This is a genomic window from Paenibacillus sp. FSL R10-2771 (genome assembly GCF_038000205.1).
GTDB lineage: Bacteria > Bacillota > Bacilli > Paenibacillales > Paenibacillaceae > Paenibacillus_AQ > Paenibacillus_AQ phytohabitans.
On sequence record NZ_JBBOBM010000001.1, the window covers coordinates 2,164,876 to 2,189,506 of the forward strand.

Here is a 24,631-nt window from a genome sequence, read left to right on the forward strand (position 1 = left end):
CTTATTATTTTTCTATTGGCCTGTTACATACCCCTTTTACTGTATCTGCTCCATTTCGGGACAGATATTTTTGAGACAGCGTGGAATTTGGACCGCTGCGTCCTGATCCTTGCCTGCAACGTAAGACTATTCCAATTAGCACCCGAACCACCGCTGACCACCGGATACATGTAAAATGTTGTATGGATTACAACTCGCATCCGGTGAAAAGCCGCTGTGCGGGAGGATTGTTGTATGTAGTACAAGAATTTTTTCGTTTTTCTCCTAAAAGGAGGGGAAATGATGCCTTTTATACAACAATCTTCGATTAAGGCCGATATCTCGAAGAAAATGTTGTATTTCGTGCAGGATTTAGACTGCGAGATAATTGTACGGGTACTGCAGCCACCGCTTTCCACTACAGTCCTCACCCACCACCAAGGGGTGAGGACTGTTTGTATTAATCTGTTCAGGGGTGGCTTGGCGCTGGCGGAGTAACCGAGAGGAAGTTTGGAACTGGAGGAGCGTCAGCGACCGCCTTTAAAGCTGGATTTCAACTGCTGTATGGCAGTAGAATCAAGGAAATCCAACTTTAACAGCGGCCGGAAGTCCAAACATTCCCCGGAGTTACGATTAGCCCTCGCCCGCTGTTGCCCTCGCGTCCCGCGTCTGCCCTCGCATTCCCCGCGCTGCCCTCGCTTTCATCACGCACTGCCCTCGCGTCCTGCGTCTGCTCCAGCGCACCACGCCACGAGCCCCAAAGATTTTAATAACCGTTCATCACCCCGCACCTCCCCACTTCATATGCTATTTCAGCAATACGGAGGGAGGAGGGCAAGGGATGGAATACAAAGGCTTTATTCTTCATCATTCCCGCTGTCCGTCCATTAACGGCAAGGGGTTTGACTTCTGGGTCGGGCTGGAAGGGGGGATCTACGCTGCGCCCCTGCTGACAGATCCCGAACATATTCATATCTGCCTGGAGGGCAACTACGGTGAAGCGGATGAGCTTCCCGGCTTACCGGAACGCCAGCAGCAGCTATTTGCGGCAGGTAAACTCATTTTGGAGCTGGCAGGGCGCTATCAAATTGCGCCATTACTCGTTGAACCGCATAGCAAAACTTGTCCGGGAGCATTTTTTCCATGGAATGATCTTGTGATTTATCCCTCTGATGGTTATCATTAACCTGAGGTGAGTAGTCGAAAATGGAAAGATTACAGAAAATTTTGGCGCAAGCAGGTGTTGCGTCCAGACGCAAATGTGAAGAAATGATTTTGGCCGGTAAAGTGGAAGTCAACGGGGAACTCGTAACTACGCTTGGCACGAAGGTGGACCCCGCAACAGATATTATTAAGGTCTCCGGTAGACTGATCCGGGGCGAGAACAAAATCTACATCATGTTCAACAAGCCCAAGGGCGTAATTACAAGCGCATCCGATGACAAGGGCCGCAAGGTGGTAACCGACTACCTGAAAGGCATTACAGAGCGCGTATACCCTGTAGGCCGTCTGGATTATGATACGGAGGGGCTGCTGCTGCTGACGAATGACGGTGAGTTTGCCAATCTGCTCACGCATCCGAAGCATCACGTGCCGAAGACGTATCTGGCGACGGTCAAGGGTGTGCCGCACGGCACGGCACTGGACAAGCTGAAGGCCGGAATTAAGCTGGAAGACGGCATGACGGCTCCGGCGGAGGTTGAATACAAGGACGTTGATGAAGCGAATAAAGAAACGGTCATCAGCATTACCATTCATGAAGGCCGCAACCGTCAGGTACGGCGGATGTTTGAGGCAATTGCCCATCCGGTGATCCGCCTGAAACGGATTTCGTTCGGAGATATTCTGCTCCAGAATCTCAAACGCGGTTCCTACCGTCATTTGACCAAGGATGAAATCAATCATCTGCAGCAAATAGCCAAGGCCGGGGCGCTAAGAGAGAATACGACACGCAAAGACACATAAAGTTCACAATTCCCCCTCCTAAAACTGTGACAATATTCGTTATAATGTTCATAGGATGTTCACACCTAACAACTAAAGTAATGAGTTGCGTCACAGAAGGGGGCACCCTCGTATGGGCAAAGCCAGAAAGCCAATACAAATCGTGATACTATTTCTAATCCTTCTGCTCGGGGGTTATGCAATCGGTTCCTCCGTGTTCGGAGGGGATGGCAAACCCACGGAAGGCGGGAGAGCGCCGGACTTTGAACTGCTTGGGCTGGACGGCGTGACCCATACGCTGGAGGAGTACAAAGGGAAGTCGGTTGTGCTTAACTTCTGGGGCTCCTGGTGCGCCCCTTGTGTGAAGGAGATGCCTGCCCTGCAGGCACAGTGGGAGAAGTGGAAAGACCAGGGCGTAGTGGTCGTAGGCGTTAATGTAGGCGAGGATCAGATGACAGTGGACAATTTCGTGAAGCTCGTGGATATTGATTTCCCGGTTGTGATGGATACGGGGCGTGATGCCGTCCGCAGTTACGGGGTTTCCCCGCTGCCTACCACCTTCTTCATTAATACGAAGGGCAAGGTAGACAGCATTCATATCGGCCAGCTGGATTTGAGCTCGCTTGACGAGCAAATCGGGAAGCTGGTGGGAGAATGAAGGAGCACATGCCGCTAATCAGCAATACCAAGTGTGAATGCGGTCACCAGAATCCTGTGGGCACTGTTCTCTGCGAAGCCTGCGGCAAGCCGCTGGATGAGAAGGAATGGAACTCTTCCGAGAATCTGGAGATGCGTTACGATGGGGTAGCCCGCCGTTCACAGCGTGTAGGTCCCGGAGTGATCGACAGGGTATGGAACTTTTTTTCCTCGGTCAAAATCGCCATCTATCTGATTGTGCTGACACTGCTGGGCGCTATGCTGGGTACCATTTTTCCGCAAGAGAGCACTTTTCTGAATATTGACGCTTCAACATATTATCAAGAAACGTACGGAACAGCCGGGAATATATATTATAGACTCGGCCTTTCGCATACCTATGAATCCTGGTGGTTTGTGACGCTGCTCGTAATGATCGGAGCTTCTCTGGTCATCTGCAGCCTGGACCGTGTGCTTCCGCTGTACAAGGCATTAACCCGGCAAAAGATCCGCAAGCACCGCCAGTTTCTGACCCGTCAGAAGCTGACGCTCGTCACGCAAGTGGAAGAGGAGCCGGAGGTGTGGGTGGCGCGCATCGTCCAGCCGCTCAGGAAGAAAGGTTACCGCGTCCGGACGGAGGGCGGCGCTTTATTGGCCGAGAAACACCGTTTCAGCCGCTGGGGACCTTATGTAATACATATCGGCCTGATTATTTTTTTGCTCGCCGTGCTGGCGAGAGGACTTCCGGGGCTGAATATGGACCAGCATCTAGCTTTTCCGCAAGGGGAGACCGTCAAAATACCGGACACCAGCCTCTATCTTAAGAATGAGAAGTTCACCGTAGAATTCTACACGGAAGAAGAGATGCCTGAGGAGTTCCGCGGAATCAAGGTGCTTCCCAAGCTCTACGAGACCCGGGCGGTTCTCTATGAATGTACTGCCGATTGCACGGACCCGTCTAAGGAGCCGCAGCTTACGGAAGTGGCCCGGCATGACATTCAGGTGAATTCACCGCTCAGCTACCAAGGATTGAAAGCGTATCAGTTTGATTATGACCTGACCCCTGTGCTGCGTTCTGTGCAGCCCGGGCTGACGAATTCTTCCACAGGCGAGATTTACGGCAAGTTTGAACTGGATATGAAGAATCCGCAGCGCAGCTTCCAGGCAGGTCCGTATACGCTGGAGCTGAAAGAGAAATATATGGATTTCGGATTGAGCGATGAAGGCCAGCCGGTGTCCAAATCACCGTATCCGAATGCCCCTGCATTCCTCTTCCTTATTAAAGGGCCGGAGCTTCCGGCCGGGGGGCAGCAGTATTTCTATTTTCCGAAGCAGATTGACAAGGAGCAATTCCAGCAGTCAGCCATCAACGACAAGCTTGGCGGCAGCGGGCGGTTTCTGGAGCTTGAGGTCGGCAGCATGAGTGACGTTGACTTCTCAGAATCCACCACCTATCTCAATGTGCGGGTCGACCGGGCAATGCCATTTGTCTGGGTTGGTGCGGGTATTATCATGCTGGGGCTGATCCTCGGCTTCTACTGGCAGCATAGACGCATCTGGTTGACCGTCGACGGCGGGGAACTGGTGCTGGGAGGCCATACGAACAAGAACTGGTTCGGCTTCCGCCGTGAGATCGTTTCTATTCTCCAGAAGATAGACATGACAGTCGATGAAAAATCATTGGACAACGGAGGAGGCCTGGCATGAGCTTGCTCGATTTCAGCAGTGACGTCTTTATTGCCGCATTCTTTTTATACAGCGGAGCATTCATGTTGTTCACCATCGCCATTATGGGGCGCAGATGGTCCGGCAGGAAGCCGGAGGAGCATACCGCACGCTGGGGGAGAATTGCTTTTATCGCCTCCTCGCTCGGGCTGCTGTGCCATCTGGCATACTTCATTACACGCTGGATGGGATCGGGTCATATTCCGGTAAGTAACATGTATGAGTTCATGACTTTTTTATCGATGATGGTAATGGTTGCATTTACGGTGATCTTCGCGATTTACCGCAAAATTATTCTCGGTGTCTTCGCGGTTCCGATCTCGATTATTGTGATGGCGTATGCAGCGGTATTTCCGCAGGAAGTACAGCCGCTGATCCCCTCGCTGAAATCCATCTACCTGAACATTCATGTTACGCTGGCAGCACTGGGGGAATCGTTCTTCGCTGTAGGCTTTGCCGCCGGGCTGATGTATCTCCTGCGGACGGTCGATTTCAGCAGCAAGGAACGCAGTGACCGCAAGCAGCAGAGACTTGTCGAATTTACTCTGTTCTCAATCATTGTTATAATTGGTTTTCTTGGATCTGTATTTGCCTTCCGCGGTGCCGGCTATGAATCTGTTTTTGTCCGCACTAACGTTACGATTGACAGCCCCGGGCAGGGAGATAGTACAATAGAGAAAGTGAGTTATAAAATGCCGCCGATTGTGGCACCTTACCATAGCGAAATTGAGAGCTTCCAGTCGTTTCTTGGCATAAAAGAACCGCTCTTCGAAGCTCCATCCTGGATGAATGGTGTCAATGCCGGGCGCAAGTTCAATACCGTTATCTGGTCACTGCTGTCCGGGCTGATTCTATATGGAATTCTCCGCCTGGCTGTCCGCAAACCGCTGGGTAAGGCGATTCATCCGGTACTCGACGGAATTGATGAGAATGACCTTGATGAAATAACGTACAGGGCGATCGCCATCGGTTTCCCGATCTTTACACTGGGGGCTTTGATTTTTGCAATGATATGGGCTCAAGTGGCCTGGGGCAGGTTCTGGGGATGGGACCCTAAGGAAGTGTGGGCACTCGTCACCTGGTTGTTCTACAGTGCTTATCTCCATTTGCGGCTGGCCCGCGGATGGCAGGGACGCAAGTCCGCTTGGCTCGCTGTACTCGGCTTTCTGATCGTAATGTTTACCCTGGTTGGCGTTAATCTTGTGATCGCCGGACTTCACTCTTATGCGGGGACAGACTGAGTAGACTATATTCTCTGGCACGCACAAGATTTTAGGGTAACGTTCTACTGTATTTGATGAAGGGGTTGTTGTGTAAATGGCAGAGCACTTGAATAGAATTCTGGTGGTGGATGACGAAGAACGCATCCGCCGCCTGCTCAAAATGTATCTTGAAAAAGAAGGTTATGAAATTGACGAGGCAGAAGATGGGGAAATTGCTCTGCGCAAAGCTACAGCCAATGACTACGGTCTGATATTGCTGGATGTTATGCTGCCGGGCATCGACGGGATTGAAGTGCTGACCAGACTCAGAGGAGTCAAATCTACACCGGTCCTGATGCTTACTGCCAAGGGTGAAGAGATTAACCGGGTTCAAGGGTTTGAAATGGGCGCAGATGACTATGTCGTTAAGCCGTTTAGCCCGCGTGAAGTGATTTACCGGGTGAAGGCGATAATGCGCCGTTCTTCCGCAACTGCTTTTTTGTCCAAAGAGAGCAATTCAAGCAACAATATCGTGTTTCCGTTTCTTATTATTGAGCATGATGCACACCGCGTAACCGCCGGCGGCCAGGAGGTAAGTCTGACCCCTAAGGAATATGAGCTGCTGCATTATTTGGCGATCTCACCGGATAAGGTGTTCTCTCGTGAGGAACTGCTCAAGGATGTGTGGAATTACGAGTTCTTCGGAGATCTGCGTACCGTGGATACCCATGTCAAGCGTCTTCGCGAGAAACTGAATAAGGTGTCCCCGGAATCGGCGGCTATGATCACTACCGTATGGGGAGTCGGCTATAAGCTTGAGGTGCCTAAATAAGTGAACTTCTGGAGAAGTCTTGTCGGTAAGCTGTGGATCACGATCATCTGTCTGGTTGCTGTCGTGCTCATTACGCTGGGGCTGTTTCTGTTACCCTATATCGACAGTAATTTCGCCAATTCCGGGGCGATCAAGCGTTTATTTATGTATACCTGTATGATCGGGTTTTCCTTAACGACATTCTTTGCCTTATTCCTGTTTACGAAGATTACCCAGCCGATGCAGCAGGTGATTGAGGCGGCCAATGATATCCGCCGCGGCGAATACGGGACGAGACTGACGCTGGTTACCAGCGATGAGATCGGCCAGTTGGCGACATCCTTCAATCACATGGCAGAAGAGCTGGAAGAGAATATACGCAGTCTGAATAATGAGAAAGGGCATTTGTCCAGCGTCCTGCGCAGTATGAGCGATGCCGTGATCACCTTCGATATTGAGGGGCAGATTATCCTCACCAATCCGCATGGTCAGACGCTGCTGGAAACCTGGAGTGACCTTACCTGGGATCAGGAAGAGGATGGCGGGCTGTATCCGCAGGCTGGACCTGCCCGTGATGTGCCTCCGCCGCTGCGGCCGCTGTTCTTCAGTACGCTCAGCGTAGGAGGCGATCAACGCTCCAATATCCATGTCCGGCAGGGTGTATGGTCTGTGCATATGGCACCCTTATACTCCGAGGATAATCTCCGCGGTGCGGTGGCGGTGCTGCGCGATGTGACGGAGGAAGTGCGGCTGGAGAAAATGCGCCGCGATTTCGTCGCCAATGTCTCGCATGAGATCCGTACACCACTCTCGATGATGCAAGGCTACAGCGAGGCGCTGCTGGATGGAATGGCCTCCTCCCCGGAGGAGAGCAGCGAGCTGGTCCAGGTAATCCACGATGAATCGCTCCGTATGGGCCGGCTGGTGAAGGATCTGCTCGATCTGGCCCGCATGGAAGCGGGGCATACGGATATGCTGAAGGCGCAAGTGGATGCTGGAGAACTGCTGGAACGGGTGTACCGCAAGTTCTCGGTCAGAGCCAAGGAGCGGGATATCATTCTTGAGCTGAAGAAACCGGATACCGAATTGCTCCTTAAGGCTGCCGATGAAGACAAGCTGGAGCAGGTGCTCACCAATCTGCTCGACAATGCCTTCCGCCACACTCCGGCCGATAAACGGATATCCATTCGGGCGGATTCCACCGCGCTGGAAGGCCGGAGGGTTCTGGAGATTGAGATCCGGGACCAAGGGGTAGGCATTACGCCTGAGGATCTGCCGTATATCTTCGAGCGCTTTTACAAAGCCGACAAAGCACGCGTAAGGGGAGAATCGGGAGGAACCGGTCTGGGACTAGCGATTGTGAAGAACATCGTCGAGTCGCATCATGGGAGTATCCACGCCTCCAGCAAGCTTGGAGAAGGCACCGCTTTTACCCTGCGGCTTCCTGTCGAAAAACAGTAAATCCGGACAATGCATGACAGCGCCTCTGACAGCAGAGGTGCTTTTTGTTGAAACCACCACATTAATCTTGTTCAACGTGGAACATATCATAGAAGCTGAGGCTTGCAGGAGGCTGTGTATAATGATCTTATCCTTGGACCAAGGTACCACCAGTTCACGCGCGATCCTCTTTGATGAGGAGGCGGGAATGATCGCGCAAGGGCAATATGAGATTAGACAATCCTTTCCCCGGCCGGGCTGGGTAGAGCATGATCCGGAGCAAATCTGGGAGAGTCAGCTTGCCGCGGCCAGAGACGCTATCGCGGCAAGCTCCGCCCCTGCTGATAGCATTACGGCCATCGGCATTACCAATCAGCGTGAGACTGCACTGATCTGGGACAAGGCTACTGGAACGCCGGTCTATCCAGCGATCGTCTGGCAGGACCGCCGGACTGCAGAGCAGTGTGAGGCGCTTAAGGCGCAGGGAATGGCCGGAGAGATCGCTGAGAAGACGGGTCTTGTCATCGATGCGTATTTCTCGGCAACGAAGCTGGCCTGGATTCTGGACCATGTGCCGGGGGCCAGAGAGCGGGCGGACCGGGGGGAGCTGCTGGCCGGAACCATTGACAGCTGGCTGATCTGGAAGCTTACAGGAGGCGCTGTGCATGCTACGGATGTTACCAATGCTTCACGTACCATGCTCTACAATCTGCATGAGCGCAAATGGGATGACGGCCTGATTGAGGCGCTGCGCATTCCGCCCTCTATTCTGCCTGAAGTAAGGATGTCAGGCGGGGACTTCGGGGCTGCAGACAAGCAGTGGTTCGGTGCAGATATCCCCATCCGTTCTGTGCTTGGGGACCAGCAGGCGGCATTGTTCGGTCATACCTGCCTGGAGGCAGGCAGCGCCAAGAACACCTACGGCACCGGCTGTTTCATTCTGATGAACACAGGCACTGAGGCAGTGACTTCGAGTCATGGCCTGTTAACCACGGTAGCTTGGGGCATGGGAGACGAACTCTATTATGCCCTTGAGGGCAGTGTGTTTGTGGCTGGAGCAGCGGTACAATGGCTGCAGGAGGGACTTGGGCTGATTGTAGCTCCGGCCGACTCGGAAGAGAAGGCGAGTGAGGTGGAGGACAGTGAGGGGGTTGTGGTCGTGCCGGCCTTTACCGGCCTTGGTGCACCTTACTGGGATATGTATGCCAGGGGCGCCGTGTTTGGACTGACCCGGGGAACGACTGCCGCACATCTGGTCCGCGCAACGCTGGAGTCGCTGGCCTTTCAATCCCGCGATGTCATCGGGGCGATGGAAAAAGACGCTGGCATGCCGCTCAGCGGCCTGAGAGTGGATGGAGGCGCCGTGCGCAATAATCTGCTGATGCAGTTCCAGGCGGACATTCTTGGGAGCGACGTAACCCGTACAACGTATGCGGAGACCACAGCGCTCGGCGCTGCGCTGCTGGCAGGACTCACCTCCGGCATATGGACCCGGGAGCAGCTGGAGAGCTTCAATAAGGCCGAGAAGGTATTCTCACCGCAGATGGAGACGGAAGAGCGTGAACGCCGTTACAATGCCTGGCAGGACGCGGTGTCCCGGACTATGGGCTGGGAGAAGCATGAAGGGCAGAGGTAACAAGAACAGCTGCTGATATGGCAGACTGCGCTTACCGGATGAATCGGGTAAGTTCACCTCAGGCAGGATGAACGCTGCAGGTTCTGCCTGGGGAGAGTCGGGCCCAGATGTATACATAAAGAAACAGCCCGCTGGCAGGAATTCTGCTGCGGGCTGTTTGGATTTCAACTAGAAACTATAAGTTCAACAGCTAAGATTAATACTCCATTACAAAAGCGACATTCTGCCATCCGGCGCCTACTGTCCAGAACAGGACCTTGTCTCCGCGTTCAAGCTGTCCGGTAGTCACTGCTTTGTGCAGGGCGATAAACGGGCTGCTGGTGGAGGTGTAGCCGAATTCATCCCCGATGTAGACAGCTGCATCAGCGTCAATTCCGGTTTTGCCGGAAACGGCCTTGATGTTCGGAAGTGACAATTGGGAGAAGCAGGCGGCCTTGATGGATTCAGGTGCGATTCCGTTATTGCTGAGCAGGGTGTTAATTGATTCTGAAGCAGCATCCACACAGATGGAATCATCGAACGGGATGAACTTCACATTGAATTCTCCAGCAGCCACACCCGTACGTCCGAGATTGGCTAAACCTTCCGCCGGGAACAGCGAGTTGCCGTAGACGCAGGTATCGGTCTGATAGATCGAATCAATGAAGCCTACCGAATTCTCGTCACGCTCCAGAATGAGCGCGGCAGCTGCATCGCCGAAGTTGGCGTAATATACCGGGTCATTCTTGTCCGCATGCGGGGCAACGTAGTCAGAACCGATGACAAGTGCACGGCGGATTCTCGGGTTCGCCATCATTTGACGGCTGACCTGTTCAACCGAAGCGGTCATTCCTGCACAGTTGGCATTACTGTCGATACAGATCGTATGCGATGCACCATTAATCAGGCGGTGAATCATCAATGAGTTCGTTGGGAAAATATATTCAGGAGTCTGGCTTGCATAAGCGATCAGGTCAATGTCTGCGCCGGTCAGGCCGGTCTTGTCCAGTACATTGCTTGCGGCTTCAAAAGCCATCGTCAGGGAGTTCTCATCCTTGCTGTCGATACTGTAGCGGTTTTCACGGCCAAGAGCAGCCAGCAGGCCACGGATATCAATTCCCTTCTCATCGAAGTGCTGAATGAAGAAGTCATTGCCGATGCTTTTGCTTGGATGATAGATATCAATGTCCTTAATGCGAATCCCTGCCATAGTAAACCTCCTAAAAGTTTTGTAGCCCGTAAGCATACACTTAGTTTCGTGAGCGAATCTTGCGTTTCAAACCGCTAACAATGGTTTAAAAATAAGTTAACCTAAGCTTGTACCGTAGACGTGATTTCCAGGTTTTCGAGTCCAGCTTTGCGGCCCAGACGCGCCAGCTGCATTTTGAGAATAGGGTTATTCTCAAGGGTAAGGCTCACTTTTTGGAAGCCGTCTGCCTTGAACATAATGAAGCAGCCTTCGAGCAACGGCACAACATCAGGAGCGGTTACATTCAGCTTGCGGCAATCGATATCCAGTGCATATTCGGACGGGTTGATCGGATTGATGGTCTGCTGATAGGCTTGTATCGATTTAAGACCGTCCTCGTTCGAGAAGGTTCCTTCCAGCTCGATGTTAATTAGTTTCTTCGCAGTGTCCGTCTTCAAAATAAATTGTCCCATGTTCATCTCTCCCGTAATTTTAATTGCATGACTATTCAGAGTGATCTGATAATTCATCATGTTGATATCCCGAAAAACTACGTTCCTGCGACTAAATTCGACAACATGAACTTGGTTTTGGGATATTTTGCCTTCATTATAACCAGAACTTTCTTGAATACGCAACACAAAAGTCGAATGATGTAATATTATGTTGTTAATTAACGAATATCTTCCAGCGTCTCCAGCAGAACATTGAATGCCGAGATCACTCTGGGTGCGCCGATACAAGGTGTCAGATGAAGCAGGATACCTTTGATTTGATCAACGGTCATCCCCACGCGGAGAGCCATAACATAGTGAACACCCAACTGTTCAAATTGTCCCATGGTGATCAAAGAAGAGATGACAGCAATTTCTTTCCAGTCTGAACCGATGGTCGTCCGCTGAAAAATATCACCGTATGCATTGCCCATGATATACTCGGCTAATTCGGGAAAATGCTCTTTAATAGGAGCTAGGGCTTTGGCACCATAGTCCCCGGAAAGATTGGTGAAATGGTCCAGTCCGCTGTCTACGTTCATATTCACTTGTTTGCCTCCTGATAGTAAGTTAGAGAATCTGTAAGATACAGCCTAGTTGAGATCCAGTGTACGGTGGGCCGTAGGAGGCATTTCGTCACGGTCGGTCAACAGCTCAATAACGGCTACGCGGTTAAGTTCAACTGCTTGGCTGATTGCAAAGGCAAACTCCTCTTGCGTCTCTGCGCGGAAGCCGGTGGCTCCCAGGGACTCAGCAAACTTCACTGCATCCATAGGGACTTCAAAGATGGTTCCATCGATACGTCCGGTTGTTTTTTCCATTCCTTTAAGGGCCATATCCAGCTGCATATTGTTCACAACGATGAAAATAACCGGGATATTCTTGCAAACTGCTGTGTTAATTTCAGTTCCGAGCATCATGAAACAGCCGTCACCGGTAATGCAGAAGACCGTCTCTTCCGGCGCAGCCGCCTTGGCACCGATGGCCATGCCGATTGAATTCCCCATGCAGGCGAAATAGGCATCAAATACAAAGCTCCCCGGTTTCTTCACGTTGAACCATTTGACCGCATTGAAGCCGTGGCTGCCGTCATCAACAAACACGCTGCTGTTATATGGAATCAAATCGCTCATCGTGCTCATTACCGAAGCCAGCGAGAGCTTGGACAGCACAGGCAGCTCTTCAGTATAGTGATTGGAGATCTCTATTTCACGTCTGGTTATGGTGGACGGATCAATCTTGCCGAGGTACAGCTCCAGGTTGTCACGTAAATCGCCGCCGACGGAGATGGTATCGGAAGTCAGTATTTTACCGACAAAGGTTGGTTCGACATCAAACTGGATCAGCTGATCCGGATGATTCTCCCTCTTAAGATTGCATATGGTCATATCGCTCAGACGCGAACCAAGCACGATAAACAGATCACTGTTGTTCAACATCTCATCCCCATGCGTACATCCGCCAACGCCCACAGGACCGTGATAGAGCGGGTGATCCGCAGCAATGGCTCCTTTACCGCCGGGGGAGGTTACTACCGGTATGTTGAAGGTCTCGGCCAACTGTACCAGTTCCTTGTGCGCACCGGAGCGGTTAACCCCTTTACCGGCAATGATCAGAGGCCTGCTGGAAGCATTGATCGCTGAAATGACCCGTTCGTAGTTGGCGTAGCTGACGAGCCTTTCCCGCTGCGGAAGGACAATCCGGCATTCTTCAAGGCGCTCGGTCTGAACATCAAACGGAATACATAAATGAACAGGTCCTTTCTTGTCACCAAGGGCGATAGACAGGGCATGATTGAAAATCGTACTGAAATGGTCGCCGCGTTCTACCAGCTTGCTGAAAAGAGTGGCCGGTCTGAACATGTCCGCCAAATCGGCGAGATAGGATGTGGAATCCTGACACTGGGGAATCCCCAGCTCTTTAATAGACTGATGACCGGTAATGAAGAGCACCGGGAGATTGTTGGCTTTGGCGTGTGCTGCTGCGGTTAGCAGGTTCGTTCCGCCTGGACCGGAGGTGCCGAAGGCAACCCCGAGACTGCCTGTTTTCAGTGCATAGCCGCCTGCTGCGAAGCCGGAGCTGGACTCATGCCGGCCGGGAATAAACTCAATGCCATAGTCAACAAGTTTGAGAGCTATAGGACAAATGGACTTGCCAATAATACCAAAAGAATGTGTTACCCCAAGATCGCGTAATGCTTCCGCCATATAATCTGCAACTGTCTTCAGAACATCCACCCCACAAGTTGTTTTTTGATTGTATGCTAGCAATAGAAAACCTGTACTCGAAATAGGAGCACAGGCCTGTTGCACGAATCACCATAACTGAACGCGGATTCCCGGACGTTCATAGTTTTTCAGCAACCTGGCTGTCATGATCTCACCGGATAAGTGAGACTGTAGATCCATGGCTTTGCGTCATTCCCTTTCGGTGAATTTTGCCTCATATGTTGTTATCAATACAGCGAAGGATAATTTTCCTTTACAATATATTCCTCGCTCGCCTTTTGTCAATAAGCCGTTTGCAGCAAAACGCGAAATTTGGCGAATATTCAGATGTAATAGGAGATGAAATATTAGATATTCAAACTTTTGAAAATGGATGCGTCTGGAAGACCAAAGTCTTATAATGCAAATGCAGAAAAAGAGCAGAATTTAATCTGCATAAGCCATAAGCCTCATAACGTCGTAGGAACCTCCTGAAACTATGCAGATGTATTAGAATTATAGGCTGGGAAAACCTAGAAATAGGTCTTAAGAAATAGGTGATTAAAATTTAAAATAATGTTAGTTTATTAGTAATAAAGAATTAGCAGTAAAGAAGTGCAAAGGTGTTATTTTAGGGTTATGCACTATTTTAACACTTTGTGAATATTACATTACAATCTGCTTTTTCCATGCCAAAAAGAGACCCTTCCCGCATACTGCTCTGCGGAAATGGTCTCTTGGGGCTGCTGCTAGAATTTGAAAATATGGATTGTTTTTTGCAGCTGGAAGACAGATTGTGTCATCTTCTCGGTCTCTTCCGCTACGGACTGCAGGGCATGAATTTGTTCGTTCATCGCCGCAGATACCTCCTCGGTACCTGCTGCCGTCTCCTGGGTAATGGCCGAGATATTCTCGATCGCCCCGGAGATCTTGAGCGCACTCTCCAGCATCAGATCACTCTCTGCGGAGAAGGAGGAGATCTGCTCGGTTATGTATTGCACGCTATGTACGATCTGCGCGAAAATATGTGCTGTCTCCGTTATCATCTCGTTCTGCACCTGAACAACCTCTTCATTAATAGCGATGTTATCGATAGCCTGCTTGATATCGGCCTCGATGCTGCGTACCAGCCCGAACACTTCCTTGGTGGAGGCGGTTGATTCTTCGGCAAGCTTGCGGACCTCCTGTGCTACAACTGCGAAACCGCGTCCGTGCTCACCTGCACGTGCAGCTTCAATTGAGGCGTTAAGCGACAAAAGATTGGTTTGTTCGGCAATTTCCGTGATGGTCTTGGTGATCATGGTAATGCCGCGGGCATTCTGTGAGAGCGCTTCGATCGTATCTGCTACTTTTTGTGTAGCCTGGATATTCTTCCGCATGCCTTCGGCTTGAGTGTCCACGGACTGGCGTCCCTTTTCAACCAGCTCCAGTGTATGTGCGGAGCGTTTATTCATTTCCTTGGTAGAGTTTGTATAATTGGAGACTTTGGTTTCGATATCTTTGATCGATTCCGTCATATCGGCAATATCCACCGAGATTTCATTCGCACCCAGGGCAAGTTCGTTGGAAGAGGAGGCTACCTGTGCCATTACAATCTTCAGGTTCTGGTTCTTGTCCTCAATACCCCGGCTGGCATCCATAACCTGGCGGGTAAGCTGCGAAGCGTCGGTTAGGATCTTCTTCAATTTATCGATCATAGTGTTGAAGGAGCGGCTGATGTCGCCCATTGATCCGTTCTCGTCTGCACGGCTGGTGAAGTCGCCTTTGGCGATTGTATGCGTCACATTGGAGATATCCTCAAATGAAGATGTAAGCGTTCTCTCAATGAAGCGCGCAAGCGGGTAGGTCAGTGCAGCCAATACCGCAATCAGAATAATACCGATAATCACCTTTCCCATTGCAATGAGCGTAATTAACACAGGGACAGCGAATAAAGCGGCAACCAGGTAACATCCGGCAACGATTCTTTGTTTTAAAGGCAGCTTGTTCATCCAGTCCATAGACTATAGTTCCCCCTAGAAATAAATATTGTGCATTGTAATATTATAGGGGATTAAAGCGTAATCGGTCTATTGTAAGAACTGACATAAAACTTCTTCCCGGGCTGCTCCAAAAGAGTACGTTTACACATTGTCTTCATATAATGCAGCCCCTTCCCGCAGAGTGGCCGCAACATTGTCTGCAAGCTCCGCCGGAGCGGTAACTCTAATGCCCGGGCTTAGGGATAAGATGATCCGGCAGGCAGACTCCGGCGTATTAAATTCGGCTTCGACGGAGTGCCAGCCGGGTGAAGGTGAAGGCTCCTGGAATAGTACGGAAACATAACGTTCTTGTTGGAGAACCTTCATTATATTGTCCTTCACCAGCAGCCTGGCAGGGTAGCGGGGCAATGCAGATTTGAATGCCATGGTAGAAGCTTCCCAGTAATGTGCCAGATTGAAATCCTGAGGTCTGCTAAAATATTCATCCGTGACTTCAGCACTACTTATTCTGGATACCCGGTAGGTCCGCATTTCACCGCCTGTTTCGGCCACGGTGTACCAGACACCACGTTTGGCTACGAGTCCAAAGGGTGAAATCAGCCGCTCTGATCTCTCCTCCCCGCGCATGTAACAGATTTTCACTTTACGGTCTTCCCATATAGCCTCCTGTAATGCAGTTAGACTGGGATAGGTTTCGCCTGACGGATGCCAGCCCGCGCCATCAATATGAATACGCTCATTAAGAAGGCTGAAGGCGGCAGCGGGCTGTCTTGCACCAGCGGCCTGCAGCTTACGGACAGCGGAAGAGAACTCCTCCTGAATCCCAAGCGCCTGCAGAATTGCCGGGTCTGCCGGCAGCAGCAGCGCACCAATCTCTTTGGGGTTCATACCTGTCAGGGAGGTCCGGTAACCCTCGGCCAGCCTCCAGCCTCCCTCACGGCCGCGTTCTGCCAGCACGGGAATGCCGGAGATGCTCAGTGACTCCATATCCCGGAAGATGGTCCGTTCGGAAACCTCCAGCGTTTGTGCCAGCTCGCGGGAGCTTATTTTACCGCGGCTTTGCAGCAGCAGCAGAATAGATAATAGTCGGTCTGCTCTCATGGATAAAGGCCTCCTGGTTATAATGAAATTTTTCCCGATTATTCAAGAACGGCAAAGCCGTTTCCGCTTAAGCAGAACATATTTTAAGTTTATCATATATATATGTCAGTTGATGTCATATATAAGAGTTAATATTAATAAGGAGAGCCGGTTGGTGCAAGATAGCTTTTAGATAACTTCATGATCATCTGATGAAAGCTGAGAGGAGCGGATATAATGACAGATTTGCAAGGGAAAGTTGCATTAGTTACAGGCGGGAGCAGGGGAGCGGGCAGAGGCATTGCCCTGGAGCTGGCCCGGGCAGGTGCGTTTGTGTATTTTACGGGAAGAAACGCCGGTTCAATGCAGGAAGGGGGCGAACGGACACTTGCCAGTGTACTCGGTGAGATTCACAGCTTCGGCGGAGAAGGCGCGTATATCCGCTGTGACCACACCAATGACGCGGAGACGGAAGCAGTGATCCGGCAGATTGCCGGGGAGCAGGGCAAGCTTGATATTCTGGTCAATAATGTCTGGGGAGGCAATAATCTTCCGATTGAGAACAAGCCCTTCTGGGAGCTCCCGGCCGCTCATTGGGACCATATGTTTAATGCCGGAGTCAGGGCGCAGCTCATGACTAACTACTATGCTATTCCGCTGATGCGCAGAGAAGGCACTGGCACCGGGAAGCTGATCATTCATACCACCTTTTGGGACCAGTATAAATATGTAGGGAACTTCTATTATGATCTGTCCAAAAATGCGCTTGTGCGCATGGCCTACGGATTGTCCCTTGAACTGGCTGCGGATGGGATCGCTGTGATTCCCTTATCACCTGGCTGGATGCGTACAGAACTGGTGCTGGAGAGCATGAAGACGGATGAAGAGCACTGGCAGGAGGTAGAGGAGCTGCAGGCCAGTGAGTCTACGGCGTACATCGGCCGGGCTGCCGTGGCGCTCGCTGCTGATCCTGAGGTGATGCAGCTGACAGGCAGACCTCAGCAGGTGGGGAGTCTGGCGGAGAAATATGGGTATACAGACACAGACGGGCGGCGGGTCCCGGTATTTAACATTCCGGAATAACCCGTAAGCCGGAAGATGCAAAAACACTCTTTTGAAATGCCGGCAGGGCCGTCATTCCTCAAGAGTGTTTTTTGGTGCGCTTATATTGAACTCAGGTATTCCAAGAATATAAGCCCGCGTTCTTCAGTTACAGCAGAGTGATCTCTTCCGCAGTATTGATCTCCGGCAATCCGGCGAGCTTGACCAGTACATCCTGCGGAACAGCCTTGTCAGCGGTCAGCAGCATAATTGCAGCTCCTCCGACAATTTTACGGCCAACCTGCATGGAGGCGATGTTGACGTCGTTCTGGCCGAGCAGTGTACCGACGAGTCCGATGATACCCGGCTTATCGTTGTGGGATATAACGATCTGATGACCTTCCGGAGCGATATCTACCGGGAACTTGTTAACCTGCACAATCCGTTCGCCATAGCCTTGCAGCAGGGTTCCGGCAACCAGGCGTTCTTCGTCATGCTCAGCCTTAAGTGTAACGGTAATGAGGTTAGTAAAGCCCTTGGTCTTGGAAGCCTTGGTCACTACTACGTTAACATCACGCGTCTTTGCCAGGTGCATGGAGTTGACAATGTTAACATCCCCGGCAAAATGGCGGGAGAGCACGCCTTTGACAATATAGCGGGTCAGCGGCTGTGTATCCACGTCGGAGAGGTCACCGGCATATTCCACATGAATCTCGCGGATCGCTCCATCCGTAATCTGAGTCACGAAGCTGCCGAGCTTCTCGCCGAGGGTGAAGTAAGGCTGCAGCTTGTTCATTACACTAGGAGCAACCGGAGGGATGTTCACGGCGTTAATGAACGGTTCGTTGCGCAGAATATGCAGCACTTGCTCCGATACATCGATCGCAACATTCTCCTGGGCTTCAACGGTAGAAGCACCCAAATGCGGAGTCACGATAATCTTCGGATGCGAGAGGAACGGGTGATCCGCTTCCGGCGGCTCTTTCTCAAAGACGTCAAAGGCTGCACCGGCAACAATACCGCTGTCGATAGCTTCAACCAGCGCCATCTCATCAATTACACCACCGCGGGCACAGTTGATGATGCGCATTCCTTTTTTCATGACTTCAAATTGCGGACGGGAGATCATGTGGCGGGTTTCCGGTGTCAACGGTGTGTGAACAGTAATGAAGTCTGCTCCCCGGACGATGTCATCTACCGAAGCCAGCTTTACTTCCAGTTTCTCCGCACGGTCTGCAGTCAGGAAGGGGTCGTAGGCCAGAATATCCATTCCAAAAGCCTTGGCCCGTTTTGCCACCTCGCTGCCGATCCGTCCCATGCCGAGCACACCCAGCGTTTTGCCGCGCAGCTCTACGCCGAGGAAAGTCTTCTTGTCCCATACGCCGGAGATGGTCTTGGCATAGGCTTGAGGAATGTGACGGGCCAGAGCCATCATCATGGCAAAGGCATGCTCACAGGTGGTAATCGTATTTCCGTCCGGAGCATTAATGACCACCACACCGCGTTGTGTAGCTGCCTCCAGCTTAATATTGTCCACACCGACACCGGCGCGGCCAATTACTTTAAGATTAGTACCGGCTGCGATAATTTTCTCAGTCACGGTTGTCTGGCTGCGAACGAGTAAGCCGTCGTATTCGCCGATGATTGCAATAAGCTCGTCTTCACTAAGTCCAGTTTTTTTGTCCACAGTCACATCTCTTGCGTCCATTAATTGCTGAATGCCCAAATCACTGATCGGATCCGATACTAATACTTTAAACATGGTCTCTTGTCCTCCTTCAAATTGGAAAGCCTATTATATATGCCAAGGATTCCCTGGTGGGGTAATCCGCAGTACCAGATTCATACAAAAGAATGAAATTTGTCGGAACAACGGGGCAACGCGTTGTCGCATAAAAGAAAAGGCGTGCAAAAGTACTGATTCAGGCAGCGTATGGGCAGGGTAGGCAGATTTAGAGAATCCGCGTACAAAAAAAACTCCCTACCCCATACTACTGCCGTAGTAAGGGACGAGAGTTCTCGTGGTACCACCCTAATTCACTGCAACGGTTAAGAAGCAGCCTCATTGGCCTGAATAGGCCACACTGGTAACGGAGGTGATCCGATTGTATCTACTCAAGGTTCAATACAATATCTCAGGAGCGCTAAAGATTTCCGTCTGCCACCGGTTTGCACCATCCACCGGCTCTCTGAAGACATCAGTAATCTTTGTTCCATCATCGGTTTTGCTTGATTAATTTTTCATAATGTAACATGGTGATGCCAAGTGTGTCAATAGGCTTCTTCTGCGGCGGGCCGCCTTGAAGTGAGCCATGTTTTTCGTTATGATGCAATAACTGGTCCTACTCATAGAAGAAAGGGAGCTGAGGCATCGTTTCCTTGCCGTAATATTGCTCCCGCCATTTAATGAAGTCCTGCTCCTGCACGGCACCGGTAGAAATGAGCAGGCTGACCGACGACTGGATATCCCCAAGCTTCAGGGAACTGGCGGTTCCGGAATAGATCATATCGTCGATCTTGGCTGTAATATCCTGCGGGTCATAGCCGGCATAAATTCCGCGGTTCAGCATTATGTTTGCGATAGAAGCATTCTTGAGGAGCAAAGGCATCTTTTTCCACTGAATGAAAGTCAGTGTCTTCAGGTCCCCGGATGCATCGGGTATAGCAGAGTTGGCCTTGGCCCCCCACTTCAGCATAGAATCATAGAAGTTCTTCTGGGCCATCAGTCCGAATTTCACAGCGCTGGCGGTAAAATTATCACTTCTCAGCAGCTTGGCGGCTTCGGCTCCTGAAGATCCGGCAGTGACCTTCCCAGAAGCCTGTGAGAAGAGAGTCAGGCTCTTAAGGACGTTAAGCTGTGACTCATACAGCAGCGGCGAATTGGTGAAGAGGGAATCCTGCGTGACCTTGTCATACTGCTTGTCCGCCAGAAGGCTGAGGTTCTTCAACGTTGCCGCGTTCTGCCGTGCATCTGTGCTGCGTGCAAGGCTGTCCACCTGATCGTTCCAGTTGCGCTTGAATTCCCGATAGGGCAAAAATACGTTATGATAGAACGTAACAAGATCCTGTTGCTGGTAGGAGCCGGAGAATTCCTCCGTAACTTCATGCCCGGCCAGCTGTGCATATTTGGCCTCTGTTTTGTCTGCTCCAACCTTTACTCCCGTAAAAAATGAGGCGAATGCGGATATTAGAAACAATATAAAACCTAGTGTGTACAACATTTGAGTGCGGGAGGTACGGCTGTTCATAATTAGTGCTCCTTCGTATAGGGAAATTATCTTATGTAAAAATTTTAAAGAACAGGCAGGTTACGATGAAAAAATTCAAATTGGGTGAAATCAAAATCAAAAAGGCCGATCCTCAGCAGTTAACGGACAAGCTGCTGTTAATTAATCTGTATATTACTCAGGGCCTTACTCTATTTATCGGTTTGATATGGATATTATTACAGAAAAGAAATCCTATTCACATATTAAATTTTCCGGAGAATGCACATTTTGTGTTTTGGGGCCTTGGACTTGCAGCTGTTATGCTGGTTGTTGATTTCCTGCTGACCCATATTGTACCTGAGGACAGCATGGATGACGGGGGGATTAATGAGCTGCTGTTCGGCAACCGTCCTTTGTGGCATATTATTGTCATTGCGGCGATTGTTGCAGTATGCGAAGAGCTATTGTTTCGTGGTGCCATACAGCATTCACTGGGGCCGTACTGGACGAGCATTCTCTTCGCTGTTATTCATGTGCGTTATCTGCGCCACTGGATTCCAACAGGCTGGGTATTTCTCAGCAGCTACGGTCTCGGCTACATCTATATCCATTCCGGCAGTCTATGGGCACCGATCCTGTGCCACTTCCTCATAGATTTGTTCTCAGGAATGGTGATTCGTTACAGGAGGGCATCATGAGCGAAGAACTAAGCCGGGTAAGGTCCCGCCAGAAACAGTATAAGGGCGGAGGACAGTCTCCTGTCAAAGAAAATAATGGAAATGGTTCTTCCGAATCAGCTGCCGGACAGCTGGAGGCTCCAGTCCCTGCTCCAGGAACTTTATCGAGAAAGGTCCGACATGCTGAGAAGCAGACCACCAGGAAACCGAAGCGTGAAGTGGAGCAGCAGGAAGGAGAGGCAACTCCCTCCCGGGCGCAGAGTTATCCGTCAGAACGAATCCGTTTCAGCAAAATGTTTATTAACTCGCTGATCGTCATATTTGTAATGCTGCTCGCCTTTCTTTTGTTCTGGGGAATAAAAGGAGCACCTCCGCTGCATGAGCTATGGCAATGATGTGGCTGCTGATTCTCTTGAGCGTATGTGCTGGAGCGGCGGTGACTGCGGGTATAGTCATGGTTGCCGCAGCCTTCAAAAAACGCATTATTGCCGAGGAAATAGTGCTGGACAGACTGCCGGCTGCTTTTGACGGCTTCCGTATTCTGTTCATTACCGATATTCACCGCCGCCGTCTTCCGGCTGCTATGCTGGCACCGCTCCGCAGGAAGGTGGATGCAGTCTTCCTGGGCGGCGATCTGACGGAAAAGGGCAGTCCGGCGGAGCGCCTGCTGGATAATATGACGCTTACAGCATCTCTGGCGCCTGTCTACGCAGTTCATGGCAATCATGATTACCGGGCGAATATCTCGCTTGTCGATAATATCATCCGCGGCAGCGGAGCCAGACTGCTGCTTGATGAGAATGTGACTATTGAACGGTCCGGATCAAGGGTAATACTCACCGGCATGGATTTCCCGAGAAAAGGCGGCAAGAAGGCTTATGCAGCACTGCCGCCCGTGGCTGCCGCAGATACAGAGCTCCTGCGGATCATCCTGGTGCATGATCCGCTGTGGCTGTCCCAGCAGCAGGAGGTGCCCGCTGATCTGATATTGGCTGGACACACACATGGCGGACAAGTGGTGCTTCCCTTTATCGGAAGCAGGCATGGGGATGAATTCTACCGTCACTATAATGCCGGCATGTACGAAATTCCCGGGTACGGGACTGCCGCTCACCCGCTGAAGCTGCTGATCAGCCGTGGCTTCGGTACTGCGCACTTACCGCTGCGCTGGGGCAGCCCGGCCGAGATGCATGTACTTACACTCCGCTGCAGGCAGGATTAACACTTATAAACAATTAAGAGACTGCCTCAAAAGCCATGTAATGTCTTCTGAGAAGTCTCCTTTTTTTGAGTAAGATCAACGTTTGCACTTGATTGGACGCTCCGCGAACGGACCGTTGTTCCAATCGCTGTGCTCTCCAGATTTTTTTCATTCCCCTTGGCGGTGAAAATCCGGAGACCAAGGCGACCGCTACCGCTTTTCCACAATCAGTCCGTCCTCTCCACTGTTTAAGCGAAAAACGAATCTTCAATCTTAAAAAACACACATTAAAAGAAACCGCTCGGCAGCGACCCGACTTTCGTACGCTTAATTAATTGCTTCCGCTCTGAGCGGATGGATGAGGAATGTCCTCAAAGCGGTATATAACGCCATGCTTCGGTTTCTGGCGAGGCGAATGCCAATTGCTACACCTTTGTTTGGGCAAACGTTGCACCAAGTATGCAGGAAATGGGGGAGTGGTAGTGTATTTGGACAACTGAAGTATAATTGGGGCTTCCGGTGCGTTCTGCTTCGCACATGGAAAAAGTGACGCTTGGGGTCGGTTGGCTTTCGCTTGCCGATCCTATGCTAAAGCAAGCCACGGTGGATCAAAAATGCAAGGCCGTGATTCCCCAATAACAGGAGAATCACGGCCTTGCTGTCTTTTTACTGGCTTTTGAATAAATATGGGCTGTTTCTTTGTTGAAAATCTATTTATGAGACAGCCTCTTGCTGTTTTGCGGTTTTCAGATAGACTTAACGCATTTTCAGTTCAATGCTGCGTGGATCGACAAAGCTGTAGCCTTTGCCCTCGAGCGTAGTCAGCAGTTTATCCAGCGCTTCCACGGTCCACGGGAGCTCATGCATCAGAATATTGCTGCCGGAATGCAGCTGGCTGGTAACATTCGTGATCAGCTTTTCCGTTTTATTCGTGTCCTTTTCCTTCATCTCCCAGTCCAGCGAGCCGACAGACCAGGTCATATAGAGCAGTCCGTTGTCAGCGGCGATTTTTTTGCCGACGTCACCGCCTGCACCGTGCGGCGGGCGGAAGAACACGGGAGTCTCACCGGTGACCTCCTTGACAATATTCTGCACATCTTCAATCTGTTTCTTTACTTCCGCCTCGGATTTATCCTTCAGCACAATGTGATCCCAGCTGTGATTCCCGATAATGCCGCCGCGGTTATGAATCAGCTCAAGCAGCTCAGGATGCTCCTTCACCCGGTACCCGTTGACGAAGAAAATGGCTTTGGCCTTGTGCTTGTCCAGCGTATCCATCAGCGGATTTATTAGTTCCGCATCCTTGGGCCCGTCATCGAAGGTCAGCAGGACGACCTTTTTGTTGGTTGCGGCATCGTTCGGGATGATGTCGTAGTTTTTGTTCATATGGTACAGCAGCGGTATTTCCTCTGAAGCTGCTGCCCCGGTTGGCTGAGCGGTTGCTGTAACTGCCGCATCCGCTGTTGCGGCAGGCGTTGCCTGCGCAGCGGGGGATTCACCGGCAGGAGAGTCCGTCTGAGCCGGAGCAGAGGCAGGCTGGTCAGTGGCAGGCTGTACTGTAGCCGGAGGCTGTGACGCGTTCCCCGCAGCGGTGTTGCCTGTATTCACGTCGTTGTTGCTGCAAGCTGACAGCAGAAAAGCAGCCAGGAGCAGCAGTGTTGTTGCTTTACCCACTTTTTTCATCTCGCTTTCTTGTTGTTTGGCTGTATGAGCCGGAATCTTTCCGCGAACACTAAGCATGATTTTACCATACAAGGAGGTTAGAGATATGAATACTTCGTCATTTCTATGCGGAGTGCTGATGGGTGCGGCCGCCAGTATGATTATGTCCAAAAAACGCAGCGCCATGATGTCTTCACTGCTTCACACGGGCGGTTCTTCAGAAAGTGCCGGTGAGAAAGCCAAGGACAAAATTATGGGAATGGCTATGACCGGCTTCGGAAGTACCGCTGAGGGCAGCAGCCATGATAACGGCTCTCATGCTTCCGGCAGCAGCGAACACAAGAAGGAGGATTCACCGGTGAAGTCCAAAGAATCCAACTTGAATATGCTCAAAGACTTCATCCGCAGCAATCCCGATGTGAAACATGAAGTAGAACAGATTCTCAAGGATACACATACAGCCATACCGGGATTGTAACCGGAATAGGCCGCTGCAGAATCATTTTGGGGACACCAAAGTCGCCAGAATGATTCTTT

General features: G+C 51.0%; 22 protein-coding genes, 1 riboswitch and 1 other annotated feature. Of the genes, 13 read left to right on the top strand and 9 right to left on the bottom strand.

The features are described from left to right. The first annotated feature begins 820 nt into the window (after positions 1–820). The 8 genes from NSU14_RS09080 to glpK all read left to right on the top strand — a co-directional run bounded on the left by NSU14_RS09080 (position 821) and on the right by glpK (position 9,373). The gene (locus NSU14_RS09080) at positions 821–1,165 is read left to right on the top strand and encodes an N-acetylmuramoyl-L-alanine amidase (RefSeq protein WP_039301711.1); all 345 of its coding nucleotides are present in this window, start codon (positions 821–823) and stop codon (positions 1,163–1,165) included. A 20-nt stretch (positions 1,166–1,185) separates the two neighbouring features. After that, complete coding sequence (locus tag NSU14_RS09085; protein ID WP_039301714.1) at positions 1,186–1,944, top strand: pseudouridine synthase; 759 nt, start codon at positions 1,186–1,188, stop codon at positions 1,942–1,944. 112 nt (positions 1,945–2,056) lie between these two features. After that, positions 2,057–2,581 (top strand): thiol-disulfide oxidoreductase ResA, encoded by a 525-nt coding sequence (gene resA / locus NSU14_RS09090; protein WP_042138648.1) that lies wholly within the window; start codon positions 2,057–2,059, stop codon positions 2,579–2,581. Next, on the top strand, positions 2,578–4,266 hold the full coding sequence (resB, locus tag NSU14_RS09095; protein ID WP_076243354.1) for a cytochrome c biogenesis protein ResB: 1,689 nt from the start codon (positions 2,578–2,580) through the stop codon (positions 4,264–4,266). The genes resA and resB overlap by 4 nt, the downstream gene beginning before the upstream one ends. Continuing rightward, positions 4,263–5,525: a cytochrome c biogenesis protein CcsA gene (ccsA, locus tag NSU14_RS09100; protein ID WP_042138646.1), complete on the top strand. Its 1,263-nt coding sequence runs from the start codon at positions 4,263–4,265 to the stop codon at positions 5,523–5,525. Before resB ends, ccsA begins: the two co-directional genes overlap by 4 nt. A gap of 76 nt (positions 5,526–5,601) precedes the next feature. Then, the gene (locus NSU14_RS09105) at positions 5,602–6,318 is read left to right on the top strand and encodes a response regulator transcription factor (protein WP_039301726.1); all 717 of its coding nucleotides are present in this window, start codon (positions 5,602–5,604) and stop codon (positions 6,316–6,318) included. Then, positions 6,319–7,758, top strand: coding sequence for a HAMP domain-containing sensor histidine kinase (locus NSU14_RS09110; RefSeq protein ID WP_042138645.1), 1,440 nt, complete (start codon positions 6,319–6,321; stop codon positions 7,756–7,758). A 121-nt stretch (positions 7,759–7,879) separates the two neighbouring features. Beyond that, on the top strand, positions 7,880–9,373 hold the full coding sequence (gene glpK, locus NSU14_RS09115) for a glycerol kinase GlpK (RefSeq protein WP_042138644.1): 1,494 nt from the start codon (positions 7,880–7,882) through the stop codon (positions 9,371–9,373). Positions 9,374–9,569: 196 nt separating this feature from the next. Here the strand turns inward: glpK and NSU14_RS09120 are convergent, their stop codons facing one another. From NSU14_RS09120 to NSU14_RS09145, 6 genes are all read right to left on the bottom strand, one after another. Then, the gene (locus NSU14_RS09120) at positions 9,570–10,562 is read right to left on the bottom strand and encodes a 3-oxoacyl-[acyl-carrier-protein] synthase III C-terminal domain-containing protein (protein ID WP_042138643.1); all 993 of its coding nucleotides are present in this window, start codon (positions 10,560–10,562) and stop codon (positions 9,570–9,572) included. 101 nt (positions 10,563–10,663) lie between these two features. Beyond that, positions 10,664–11,014, bottom strand: coding sequence for a hypothetical protein (locus NSU14_RS09125; protein ID WP_076243406.1), 351 nt, complete (start codon positions 11,012–11,014; stop codon positions 10,664–10,666). A gap of 200 nt (positions 11,015–11,214) precedes the next feature. Then, positions 11,215–11,577, bottom strand: a complete 363-nt coding sequence (locus tag NSU14_RS09130) for a carboxymuconolactone decarboxylase family protein (RefSeq protein ID WP_042141354.1) — start codon at positions 11,575–11,577, stop codon at positions 11,215–11,217. A 51-nt stretch (positions 11,578–11,628) separates the two neighbouring features. After that, entirely contained in the window at positions 11,629–13,272 is a 1,644-nt protein-coding gene (locus tag NSU14_RS09135) for a thiamine pyrophosphate-binding protein (RefSeq protein WP_340944314.1), read from the bottom strand. 118 nt (positions 13,273–13,390) lie between these two features. Beyond that, a riboswitch (cyclic di-GMP riboswitch) is annotated at positions 13,391–13,487 on the bottom strand. Positions 13,488–13,991: 504 nt separating this feature from the next. Beyond that, positions 13,992–15,242, bottom strand: a complete 1,251-nt coding sequence (locus NSU14_RS09140; protein WP_042138642.1) for a methyl-accepting chemotaxis protein — start codon at positions 15,240–15,242, stop codon at positions 13,992–13,994. A gap of 123 nt (positions 15,243–15,365) precedes the next feature. Further along, positions 15,366–16,325: a helix-turn-helix transcriptional regulator gene (locus tag NSU14_RS09145; RefSeq protein WP_042138641.1), complete on the bottom strand. Its 960-nt coding sequence runs from the start codon at positions 16,323–16,325 to the stop codon at positions 15,366–15,368. A 216-nt stretch (positions 16,326–16,541) separates the two neighbouring features. Between NSU14_RS09145 and NSU14_RS09150 the strand changes: the two genes are divergently transcribed. Next, positions 16,542–17,387, top strand: coding sequence for an SDR family NAD(P)-dependent oxidoreductase (locus NSU14_RS09150; protein WP_336102619.1), 846 nt, complete (start codon positions 16,542–16,544; stop codon positions 17,385–17,387). Between the two features lie 127 nt (positions 17,388–17,514). Here the strand turns inward: NSU14_RS09150 and serA are convergent, their stop codons facing one another. Next, positions 17,515–19,107: a phosphoglycerate dehydrogenase gene (gene serA / locus NSU14_RS09155; protein ID WP_042138639.1), complete on the bottom strand. Its 1,593-nt coding sequence runs from the start codon at positions 19,105–19,107 to the stop codon at positions 17,515–17,517. A gap of 240 nt (positions 19,108–19,347) precedes the next feature. Then, positions 19,348–19,574: a binding site (T-box leader), on the bottom strand. 113 nt (positions 19,575–19,687) lie between these two features. Further along, a complete protein-coding gene (locus NSU14_RS09160) occupies positions 19,688–20,593 on the bottom strand; it encodes a hypothetical protein (RefSeq protein WP_042138638.1) in 906 nt (301 codons plus the stop codon). Positions 20,594–20,658: 65 nt separating this feature from the next. On the opposite strand from NSU14_RS09160, the gene NSU14_RS09165 reads away from it, so the two are divergent. From NSU14_RS09165 to NSU14_RS09175, 3 genes are read left to right on the top strand one after another with little or no spacing between them, the layout of a single operon-like run. Further along, on the top strand, positions 20,659–21,252 hold the full coding sequence (locus NSU14_RS09165) for a CPBP family intramembrane glutamic endopeptidase (protein WP_039301751.1): 594 nt from the start codon (positions 20,659–20,661) through the stop codon (positions 21,250–21,252). Next, positions 21,249–21,626 carry a hypothetical protein gene (locus NSU14_RS09170; RefSeq protein WP_042138637.1) on the top strand — a complete coding sequence of 126 codons (378 nt, stop codon included), beginning with the start codon at positions 21,249–21,251 and terminating at the stop codon, positions 21,624–21,626. Before NSU14_RS09165 ends, NSU14_RS09170 begins: the two co-directional genes overlap by 4 nt. Continuing rightward, the gene (locus NSU14_RS09175) at positions 21,617–22,453 is read left to right on the top strand and encodes a metallophosphoesterase (RefSeq protein ID WP_340944321.1); all 837 of its coding nucleotides are present in this window, start codon (positions 21,617–21,619) and stop codon (positions 22,451–22,453) included. The genes NSU14_RS09170 and NSU14_RS09175 overlap by 10 nt, the downstream gene beginning before the upstream one ends. Before the next feature lie 735 nt (positions 22,454–23,188). Here the strand turns inward: NSU14_RS09175 and NSU14_RS09180 are convergent. Continuing rightward, positions 23,189–24,115 carry a polysaccharide deacetylase family protein gene (locus NSU14_RS09180; protein WP_231575173.1) on the bottom strand — a complete coding sequence of 309 codons (927 nt, stop codon included), beginning with the start codon at positions 24,113–24,115 and terminating at the stop codon, positions 23,189–23,191. A gap of 85 nt (positions 24,116–24,200) precedes the next feature. Here NSU14_RS09180 and NSU14_RS09185 point away from each other — a divergent pair, with 85 nt between their 5' ends. After that, positions 24,201–24,572 carry a hypothetical protein gene (locus NSU14_RS09185; RefSeq protein WP_039301760.1) on the top strand — a complete coding sequence of 124 codons (372 nt, stop codon included), beginning with the start codon at positions 24,201–24,203 and terminating at the stop codon, positions 24,570–24,572. Positions 24,573–24,631 lie beyond the last annotated feature (59 nt).